Below are 9212 nucleotides of genomic sequence, written 5' to 3' on the forward strand. Positions count from 1 at the left end.
GCGGGCAAGCGTCCGGGTTTGTTGCGTGGCCATTCCAATGCTCCTCCCAGGCTTCGGCTTGTCATGGTCCCGCAGACGGGAAGACAATGCCGCTTATTTCTTGTTTGTTTTTCAGTGCCGCCGCGGAGCGCGCGAAAATGACGGCAACTACAGTTCGCTATTATCTTCTTGCCTGCCTTGCTCCCGAAAACCGGTTCTCAAACTCGCAGGCTGGGTCTAAAGGGGCTGCCCGACCGGAGGAGACCGGACAGCCAGTTCGTCCTTGGGAGACGTAACTTTTATGGATTACTTGATGTAGCCGCCTTCAGTCATGGTGGCGGTGGCTGCATCCTGGGCCTGCTTCAGGGCGTCGTCGACGCTCATCTGGCCGGCAAGAGCGGCAGAGAAGAGCTGGCCAACRGTGGTGCCGAGACCCTGGAATTCCGGGATCGCGACGAACTGCACGCCGACATAGGGAACCGCCTTGACCGTGGGCTTGGTCGGGTCGGCGGAGTTGATGCTGTCGAGCGTCATCTTGGCGAAGGGTGCTGCCTTCTGGTAGTCGGGGTTGCTATAGAGCGAAGTGCGCGTGCCCGGAGGAACGTTGGCCCAGCCTTCCTTGTCGGCGACGATCTTCAGATAGTCCTTCGAGGTTGCCCAGGCGACGAACTTTTCAGCCGCGTCGACCTTCTGCGAACCGGCGGGGATCGCCAGCGACCAGGCCCAGAGCCAGTTGCCGCGCTTGCCGAGACCGTTGTCGGGCGCCAGAGCGTAACCAACCTTGTCGGCCACCGTCGAAGCCTTGGGGTCGGAGACGAAAGACGCGGCGACCGTGGCGTCGATCCACATGCCGCACTTGCCCTGCTGAAACAGCGCCAGGTTCTCGTTGAAACCGTTGGACGAAGCGCCTTCCGGGCCGGCGTCCTTCATCAGTTGAACATAGGTTTCGAGCGTCTTCTTCCATTCCGGCTGATCGAACTGCGGCTTCCAGTTCTCATCGAACCAGCGGGCGCCGAAGGAGTTCGACATGGCCGTTAGGAAGGCCATGTTCTCGCCCCAACCGGCCTTGCCGCGCAGGCAGACGCCGTTGACGCCATTGGCGCGATCGGTCATCTTGCGGGCCGCCTGGCCGATGAAGTCCCAGGTGGGCGCGTCAGGCATTTTCAGCCCGGCCTTGTCCATCAGGTCCTTGCGATACATGACCATCGAGCTTTCGCCATAGAACGGCGCAGCAAAAAGCTTGCCGTCGACGGTAAGACCGCCGCGGATGGCCGGCAGCAGGTCGTTGACATCGTAGCTGTCGCCGAGTTTGTCGAGCGGCACGAGCCAGTTCTGCTTGGCCCAGATCGGAACTTCATAAGTGCCGATCGTCATCACGTCATACTGACCGCCCTTGGTGGCGATGTCGGTGGTGACGCGCTGCCGCAGCACGTTTTCTTCCAGAGTCACCCATTGCAGCTTGATGTCCGGATTCTTCTTGGTGAAGTCATCCGTCAATTTCTGCATGCGAACCATGTCGCCGTTGTTGACCGTTGCGATCGTTAGCGTCGTGTCCGCATAAGCCATGCCGTACATGGCCAGAGCCGAGCTTGCGCCCAGCAAAACCGTTCTCAAGTTCATGATCTTCCTCCCACAGAAGAAATGAGCAAATGCTATGCCCGTGAGCATTTATTCGTTTATTAGAGAAAACTGTCAAGCGGAAATCGTCGCTGCGGTGCAGCAATGTTGGTTTGGACGCTGGAGGAAGGCGGATTACAGAAACAATGATCGCGGTTGGGATTTGTTCCGGAACGCTCCGGAATAGCGCTCAGGAACCGAATCTCGAGCGGGACGATTTTCTGGATTTGGTTGCCCGTTGTTGTGAAATATGACAACATGGGTGCATGAGAGAAATCCTGTGGGTGAAAGCAGCGCGTAAGGAATTCGAAACATTCCCCACAGGCGCACGCGACATCATGCAATCCGCACCGGTCATCGCCGCGGAAGGCGGCAAGGCGGATATCGCAAAGCCCATGAGCGGTTTGGGATCGGGCATCATGGAAATCGCCCTGCCCTATCGCACAGACGCATATCGAGCCGTCTACGCGCTTCAATTTGGCGATGCTATCTGGGTGGTTCACGCCTTCCAGAAGAAATCAACCAAAGGAATCGCGACGCCTCAAAAGGAGGTGGATCTGATCAAGGCGCGATTGAAGCGAATAAAGGAAATGATGCCATGAGTGACGACGACTTTGAAATCGTTCGGGGAAGCGGCAATATCTTTGCCGACTTCGGCGATCCCGATGCCGAAACCAAGCTGATGAAAGCCAAGCTCGCGGCGGAAATCATTGCCGTGCTCGACAAGCGCAAGTTGACTGTGCGCGCAGCCGAGGAAATAACGGGCGTGGCCGCTGCTGATATATCCCGGGTGAGAAACGCCGATCTGGCCAAGTTCACTCTTGATCGGCTGGTGCGCATCCTGCACCGACTGGCACCGGACGTAGAGGTTGGCCTGACATTTTCAACCCGGAAGCATAGCCGGAGTGAGCAGGCCTTCGTCCAGTAGTGGAAAAACGGCGGCCCTCAAACGAGCACGACGATCCCGAAGCCGTATCCGCGCGACGGCTTGACTCGGATCGCAGATCAACCGATCACACGCATCATTGAACCGCTGCCATGGCATTGGGAACCGAGATGCAGGATATTTCGCGAAGGCTGACGCTGCTTGAAAAGAAGCTCGACGAACTGGCCGAAGACTGCGATCCGATGTCGGCCAGCCAACTCGAAGGCTATCTCGCGGGTATCGTCGTCTGCCCCGATCTGATCATGCCGAGCGAATGGCTGCCGCTCATCTGGGACGCGGAAGGCCAGGGTGACGGCCCCGTCTTTCAGAGTGCCAAGCAGGCTGAAAAATTGACGAGCCTGGTCATGGAGCACTACAAGGCCATCACCGCCGATATCGGCGCGGGCAGATTTGCACCTGTCTTCGACGTCGATACCCGCAATGACGATGTCCTGTGGGAAATATGGATCGACGGCTTCGAGACCGCCATGCGCCTGCGGCCGAAGAGCTGGAGGGTCTATCTCGGCATGGGTGAAAACATAGCGGCCGCCATGGCCGGACTGGTTGCCCTCTCCGATATCGCCACCGGCAAAAGCAAGCTCAAAAAGAAGAATATTGACGAACTCCAGTCCGCCGCGCCGGACCTCATCGCCGGCTGGATCGAAACCCTCAACGCCGCTCGCGTCCCCCGGTCTGCGCTATCAATGCCGCCCGCGTCTGCGCCGATGCAAAATATGAAAGTCGGTCGCAACGATCCATGCCCTTGCGGCTCCGGCAAGAAATACAAGAAATGCTGCGGCGGTAACTAAAAAAGAAATTGAGCCTGCAGCAGACGGATCGACTTAGAGACATAGTTCGCCGGCTTACAATGTGATCGAATAGCGGAAAAACTCGTCCCGCTTGTTGTAGCTGTCATAGAGCTTCTGCGCCGTCACATTGCCCTCGGCCGTGATCCAATAAATCGAAGCCCAATCCGCCGCCTTGCCCAGCGCCACGAGATCATCGAGCAGTGTGCGGCCGACGCCGTGGCCGCGCACGGTCGGACTGACGAACAGGTCTTCGAGATAGGAGGTCGGCCGCGTGTCCCAGGTGGTCAGATGCGTATGGTGATGGGCGAAGCCGACGAGCGCGCCGTCCAAAGTGGCGACGCGACAGGTGAGCGGGTTCATCGGATCGAGGATGCGCGCCCATGTCGCCATGGTGATGTCAGGCGCGATCGTCACCTTGTAGAAGGTCAGGTAGCCCTGCCACAGCATCTGCCACTGATCGAGGTCGCTCGCCTCGGCATTGCGGATTTCGACGGCCATGACGGCTCCTCAGAAGCGCTGCTTCAGTTTGTCGATCAGTTCGCCCAGCAGCCTGTCGGTTGCCGCCGCATCGCCGGTTTCGACATAGATGCGCATTTCCGGCGCGTTTCCGGACTGGCGGAAATGCACCGTGTCGCCATTGGCAAAGGCCATGCGCACGCCGTCGAGCGTGGACACTGCAACCGGCACCGCGATACGCGGATCGAAAGCGGTGCGGAAATCGGCAGAGGCCTCGATCTCGCCGAGAAACACTTTTGCCTTGTCGCCGGGCACGTCCTTGACGCGGTCCGCCTTCATGAAGCGCGGTGGCAGCGTGCCGGCCAGCGCCGACAGCGTCAGCCGCTCCTGCTTGGCAAGCACAAGGCACGCGATGGCGGGCAGCACGGCGTCGCGGGTCGGCAGGCGCGGAAGCGAACCATTCGCCAGCGAAATATCGTCCTGCAGCAGGAAGCCGCCATTGGCTTCGAAACCGGCGGCCGGATGCTCTTTCGCAGTGGCCATCGCCGCCACGACATAGGGCGAGCCGATGCGGGTGCGTTCGACGGTGCCGAACCAGCCCGATTCTTCCACCGCGCTGGTGGAGGAGAGCGGGGTGACGACGGTCTTGGCGCCGATCACCCGGGCGGTGAGCACGCCGAGCACGTCGCCATTGATCTGCCGGCCGGCCTCGTCGATGACCAGCGGTCGGTCGCCATCGCCATCAGTCGAGATCACCGCATCGAGGTTTTGTTCGACGATCAGCGCCCGGGCGCGGGCAATGTCCTCGGGGTCGAGCGCCTCGGTGTCGACGGCGACAAAACGCTCGACGCGGCGGAAGGGAAGAATTTCGGCCCCCAATCCCTCAAAAATCCGCACAAGCAGATCGCGGCCGACGGCGGAATGCAGGTCGATGCCGATCTTCAATCCCGACAGCGCCGAAGCGCCGAAAGCGCTCACATAGCGTGACACATAGTCCTCGGCGACCGCGGCGAGCGGCTCACCCGGCGCCATGGCGGCCGCGACCCTGCCCTCGTCGATGATCGCCTCGGCGCGGACGCGGACCGGCGCCTCGTCGTCCTTCAAGAACTCGCCATCCGGACGGTAGAATTTTATGCCGTTATAGGTTTCCGGGATATGGCTGCCGGTGACCATGATCGCCGGTGCCTGTCGCGCCATGGCATAGGCGGCGAGCGCCGGCGTCGGCACCGTGCCGGCCCAGACCGGCGTCCAGCCGGCGGCCTTGACCGCGGCGAGGCACTGGCCGGCAATCCGCGGGCTCGAATCACGCAGATCGGCACCGACATAGGCGGTGCGGCCGGCAGCACTGGCCTCGAACCGTTCGAGGAAGGCGCCGATATAGGCTGTGCACAGGCTCTCGGTAAAATCCACGGCGGGACCACGAAGCCCCGAAGTTCCAAATGCTGCCGCCACGCGCAATCTCCTTAGGTTTCTCTCTCTGAGCCATAACGGAAATTGGGGCGTTTTCAACACGAAGCCGGCAATCGAGGTAAATTCTGCCACCTCGCCTTTTTTGCCGCGCGAGGGGCGTTGAACTTTTCCGGATAAATGCTATTTAGGGCGCATTGCCGCTTCGGGCGGCAAACGGTGTGGGGCTATAGCTCAGCTGGGAGAGCGCTACGTTCGCAATGTAGAGGCCAGGAGTTCGATCCTCCTTAGCTCCACCAAAACTATCGAGCTTTTCACGCCTTTGCGACCATTCTGTCCCTACATTTGCCCGCCTCAATCACGGGTTTAGTTATTTTTTCGGGGTTGTATCAACTTGCATTTATGGAAATGTGAACCCCAGAAGCTGCCAACGGGCGGGTTTTCTGGCCGTTCCTCTTTCGCGCATGGGCATTCAGACCCGACCGAATCCGACTGATTATGCCCGTTGGAAAAAGCGCTTCGATTCCAGTTGTTGATTGCGAGCGTGGGTCGAAAACCTGATCGGCGCAACCTCTTTGCACTTTTGGCAAGGTGCTGGCACTATCTGCCAAAATTCGAGAGCGAGACAACAAACTTGGCCGACTTCCAATACATCTCTTTTGAGCGCAGGTTCATCGATATCGGTACGGCGACGGACTCCGCTGACGAACGTGTCGCGAGTTTCCCCCGTTCAATTCGAGGTAAGCCAACCGGAGATACCTGGGAGGATATTCAGAAGAATGATGCGACCATAATCCTTGGCACGGCCGGTTCAGGAAAAACAACTGAGGTCCTCGAAGCGGCAAAAAAACTTCGAAGGAGCGGCACACCGGCCTTCGTTCTCAAGTTGGAAGCCTTGTGCCGTCAATCGGTTCGCCAATCCTTCTCCCCCAAAGACCCTGACGGCGAAAGGATGTTCAATCAGTGGCTTGGCAGCAATAGAGCAGCGGTTCTATTTCTCGATGCGTTGGATGAGGCCCGTTTGCCCGACGCCCGCAACGGCTCGGTGTTGAATGATGCGTTTGGCCAACTGGGGGAGGCTATAGGCTCGGCCGGGCAGGCGCTCAAGCTCGTTGTAACGACACGGCCCAGTGAATGGCACGGAGCGACGGACTCCGAAATAGTTGCCCAGTTTCTGAAGAAGCTGCGAGGGGACCTCCAAGATAAACTAAAGCCGAAAGTCGGAGTGTACCGCCTAGCGGGCTTGCAGCATGCTGAAGTCGAGCGGCTTGCCGAGTCGAGACTGCCAAGCACAGCAGAATTCCTTCACGCGGTCGGAAGGGCTCGGGCGGCTAGTCTGGCACAACAGCCTTTTGAGGTGCACCTTCTAATCGACGCTTGGTTGTACGAGTTGGAAAAAGGCGTGCCTCCTGATCAGGTGTTTGCATCCCGTTTGGAACTCTTCCGCAGTGCAATCTCCGCAAGACTGCAAACGGAACAGGATCAAGAACGCAGGTCCAATCTCGATCCGACGGGAGCGCGGCGGGCGTGCGAGAAGCTGGCCGCCGCTACGGTGCTGGCAGGCGTGCAGGACCTGTCCATCAGGCCAGGAATTCCGCTGTCGGTGAATGCCCTCGCCGTGCTGTCCAACGATGTCGAACCGTGGACCGAGGCTTCTGTGCGCCAGCTGCTTAGCAGCGCTCTTTTCCAGCCCTCAATTGCGGGAAAGATACGCTTTGCACATAGAGAACTGCAAGACTTCCAAGCTGCACAGTTCTTCGACCGACAGATGCGCAGCAATTCCGATTCCCTTGATGTGATCACACCGCTGTTCGCCGAGAGCCACGGCAAAACCTTTGCCCCGCCAGAGACGGAACAGGTAATCGGTTGGCTGGCAACTCTAAATAAGACCGCTCGTACAGAAATTACGTCTTTTCGGCCGAGCCTCCTCATCGAAACAGGCGATCCGCTGTTTCTATCTAGCGAAGAGCGAGGGGCGGCTCTGGAAGCACATATCGCACTTTATGATGATCGAAGATTTCGTGGAGAGTGGTTCGCATCAGATGACGTAACAAAGTTCGCAACCCCCGACCTCGCGCCCACGGTCTCAAGACTTCTCGACAGTGCGAAGTCGCCTGAAGCGCGCGAGTTTCTCGTGGAGGTTGCCAGGTATGGCGAGATAGTCTTACTCGCTGACAAGATGGTGGCGATCGCGACTGATTCAACTGAGGCGCTACGAGTGCGAGCAGAAGCGTGCCTCGCCTTGAAGGATTTTGGCGACGCGGTTCGCGCCGAACGGGCTTTCCAGGCGTCGCTCTATGTCTTGCCGCCGGATGATGTCCAGGAAGCTCCCACCTGGAACCGTTATCAAGTCTCGGCTCTCCAATGCGCATTCCCGCATTCTGTCAACGTCTTGGACGCGATCTGTGCAATTTCACGGCTGCGACGCGAGGCTTCAAACTATGCATCGATAACGCCGCAGTTGCTCGAAGAGCTGGGTTCAAGCATCGCCGATGACGATGTCGGCCACTGGTTGATGATCTCGCTACGTTTTGCCTCAGGGGCACGACAGGAGGGACAATCGCAACTTCCAACTGTCGTCGCTCAGTATCGCATATTGAAGGCGCTCGTGCTTGGTCTTTCTATACGGCTATTGCGCAGTGGAAATTGGCGTCACCATCAACCGGCTATGCTTGACGCCATTGAGTACCTGTCCAATCGCGGCGACCACTTTAGCATGGAGCGGTCGAAATATGACGAGCTGCTGGAACTGATGGTGCCCAATATTGAACTGAAGAAAGCTTTGATTGACCGCAGGGTTGGCTTCTTTCCGGCCCGCGCGGACGGCTACGTACGCGTTCACGGTGTCATCGAGGGTATCAAGCTGGGCGACAAGGAGTCACAAAGATCGGTATTTTCCATCGATGACGTCGTTACCCAGTTGAGGGGCCTGCGGCCGGACCGGTCGCCCCTCGTACGCAGAACAGCGTTCGAGATCGCATACGAGATCATTTACCGCCTGCCGCTCAAGGAGCGTCAGGAGGGCATCCGAATGTTGGAGCAGGCTGTTCGCAAGAGCGGTGATACCGAGCTGCAGCGTCGGTTCCCAAGGGGCGTAGTGAGATGGTTCCAAGCACGGTGGTATCGTTTTCGACATCAGAGCCAGTATCAACTCCGCACCTGGTTCAGGAAAAAACGTGACAGCGTCCTGGACCTCTACTGGCGAGTGCGCAACACCATCACGTTCTTCCAAAGAAGAAAAAACCTCCAGTCCGGAGTCGATCAGGCAGCGTTAACCTGGACTTTCAGGCAGAAACCAAACGATCTTGGCGACGAGACCGTGGTCTTTATCAAACAGCGGTACGGCTCCTTCATCTCCGACTGGTTCTCCACCGGATATCGCGCTTTCTGGCGGCAACACTCTTTGACCAAGAACGAGCGAAACTCCTATCTACTCTATGCCGGGCTGGCAGGCCTCGCTATCGACGCCAAGCGCGGTCCGATTGTTGGCACAGAACAAGAGATCGCGAACACCTTGGTTTACGGGCTGCTCAACCCAAATAACGTGCCGCAGTGGTTTGTCGAAACTGCGGAGGCCAATCGCGCGGTTTTCAAAGATGTAGCTCAACGGGAAATCTTGGAAGAATGGGCGACGGACGCGTCCGACAATCCAAATCCCAGTGACGTGCTTCGGAAGGTGATCGACGCGGATCCCGCGTTGAGGGATGAAATCACACCCTTCCTCTTGGAGCAGCTCAAAGCGGGTGTCGACGTCAGTTCTGCGAACGTAGAATTTTTGACCTGCCACGGGTAATTTCCTCCAGAATGGATTAGAGTCCGGCCCATTGAAGGACGGACGCATGAAGAAGCAGAGATTTACGGAAGAGCAGATTATTGCGGTTCTGAAGGAGCAGGAGGCTGGCGCGAAGGTAGCCGACCTGTGCCGCAAGCACGGAGTTTCCGAAGCGACATTTTACAATTGGAAAGCCAAATACGGCGGCATGGAAGTGTCCGAGGCCAAGCGTCTGAAGGCGCTGGAA

8 protein-coding genes and 1 tRNA gene are annotated in these 9212 nt (G+C 58.3%); 6 read left to right on the forward strand and 3 right to left on the reverse strand.

Features of this window, described 5'->3' with window-relative positions:
* Positions 1-285 precede the first annotated feature (285 nt).
* Positions 286-1599, reverse strand: a complete 1314-nt coding sequence (locus tag AC1D06_RS40120; RefSeq protein WP_477991064.1) for an ABC transporter substrate-binding protein — start codon at positions 1597-1599, stop codon at positions 286-288.
* A gap of 263 nt (positions 1600-1862) precedes the next feature.
* Here AC1D06_RS40120 and AC1D06_RS40125 point away from each other — a divergent pair, with 263 nt between their 5' ends.
* The 3 genes from AC1D06_RS40125 (at position 1863) to AC1D06_RS40135 (ending at position 3330) form a co-directional block, all read left to right on the forward strand.
* A complete protein-coding gene (locus tag AC1D06_RS40125; protein WP_477991065.1) occupies positions 1863-2198 on the forward strand; it encodes a type II toxin-antitoxin system RelE/ParE family toxin in 336 nt (111 codons plus the stop codon).
* Positions 2195-2524, forward strand: coding sequence for a helix-turn-helix domain-containing protein (locus tag AC1D06_RS40130; RefSeq protein ID WP_477991066.1), 330 nt, complete (start codon positions 2195-2197; stop codon positions 2522-2524). The genes AC1D06_RS40125 and AC1D06_RS40130 overlap by 4 nt, the downstream gene beginning before the upstream one ends.
* A 110-nt stretch (positions 2525-2634) precedes the next feature.
* On the forward strand, positions 2635-3330 hold the full coding sequence (locus tag AC1D06_RS40135; protein ID WP_477991067.1) for a UPF0149 family protein: 696 nt from the start codon (positions 2635-2637) through the stop codon (positions 3328-3330).
* A 54-nt stretch (positions 3331-3384) separates the two neighbouring features.
* Here AC1D06_RS40135 and AC1D06_RS40140 read toward each other — a convergent pair whose 3' ends face one another.
* On the reverse strand, positions 3385-3828 hold the full coding sequence (locus AC1D06_RS40140; protein ID WP_477991068.1) for an N-acetyltransferase family protein: 444 nt from the start codon (positions 3826-3828) through the stop codon (positions 3385-3387).
* 9 nt (positions 3829-3837) lie between these two features.
* Positions 3838-5238, reverse strand: coding sequence for a phosphomannomutase (locus tag AC1D06_RS40145; protein WP_477991069.1), 1401 nt, complete (start codon positions 5236-5238; stop codon positions 3838-3840).
* Between the two features lie 178 nt (positions 5239-5416).
* Here AC1D06_RS40145 and AC1D06_RS40150 point away from each other — a divergent pair.
* The 3 genes from AC1D06_RS40150 to AC1D06_RS40160 form a co-directional block, all read left to right on the forward strand.
* Positions 5417-5492: transfer RNA gene (locus AC1D06_RS40150), tRNA-Ala, on the forward strand.
* Between the two features lie 206 nt (positions 5493-5698).
* Positions 5699-8986, forward strand: a complete 3288-nt coding sequence (locus AC1D06_RS40155; RefSeq protein WP_477991070.1) for an NACHT domain-containing protein — start codon at positions 5699-5701, stop codon at positions 8984-8986.
* Between the two features lie 46 nt (positions 8987-9032).
* Positions 9033-9212, forward strand: a 180-nt coding sequence (locus tag AC1D06_RS40160; RefSeq protein WP_477991071.1) for a transposase, incomplete at its 3' end; no start/stop codon positions are given.

This window comes from Rhizobium sp. P2_G2 (assembly GCF_056403555.1).

Excerpts from the sequence above, each read along its gene's own strand:
- AC1D06_RS40125 (WP_477991065.1), top strand. The coding sequence starts at position 1,863 with ATGAGAGAAATCCTGTGGGTGAAAGCAGCGCGTAAGGAATTCGAAACA.
- AC1D06_RS40130 (WP_477991066.1), top strand. The coding sequence starts at position 2,195 with ATGAGTGACGACGACTTTGAAATCGTTCGGGGAAGCGGCAATATCTTT.
- AC1D06_RS40135 (WP_477991067.1), top strand. The coding sequence starts at position 2,635 with ATGGCATTGGGAACCGAGATGCAGGATATTTCGCGAAGGCTGACGCTG.
- AC1D06_RS40140 (WP_477991068.1), bottom strand. The coding sequence starts at position 3,828 with ATGGCCGTCGAAATCCGCAATGCCGAGGCGAGCGACCTCGATCAGTGG.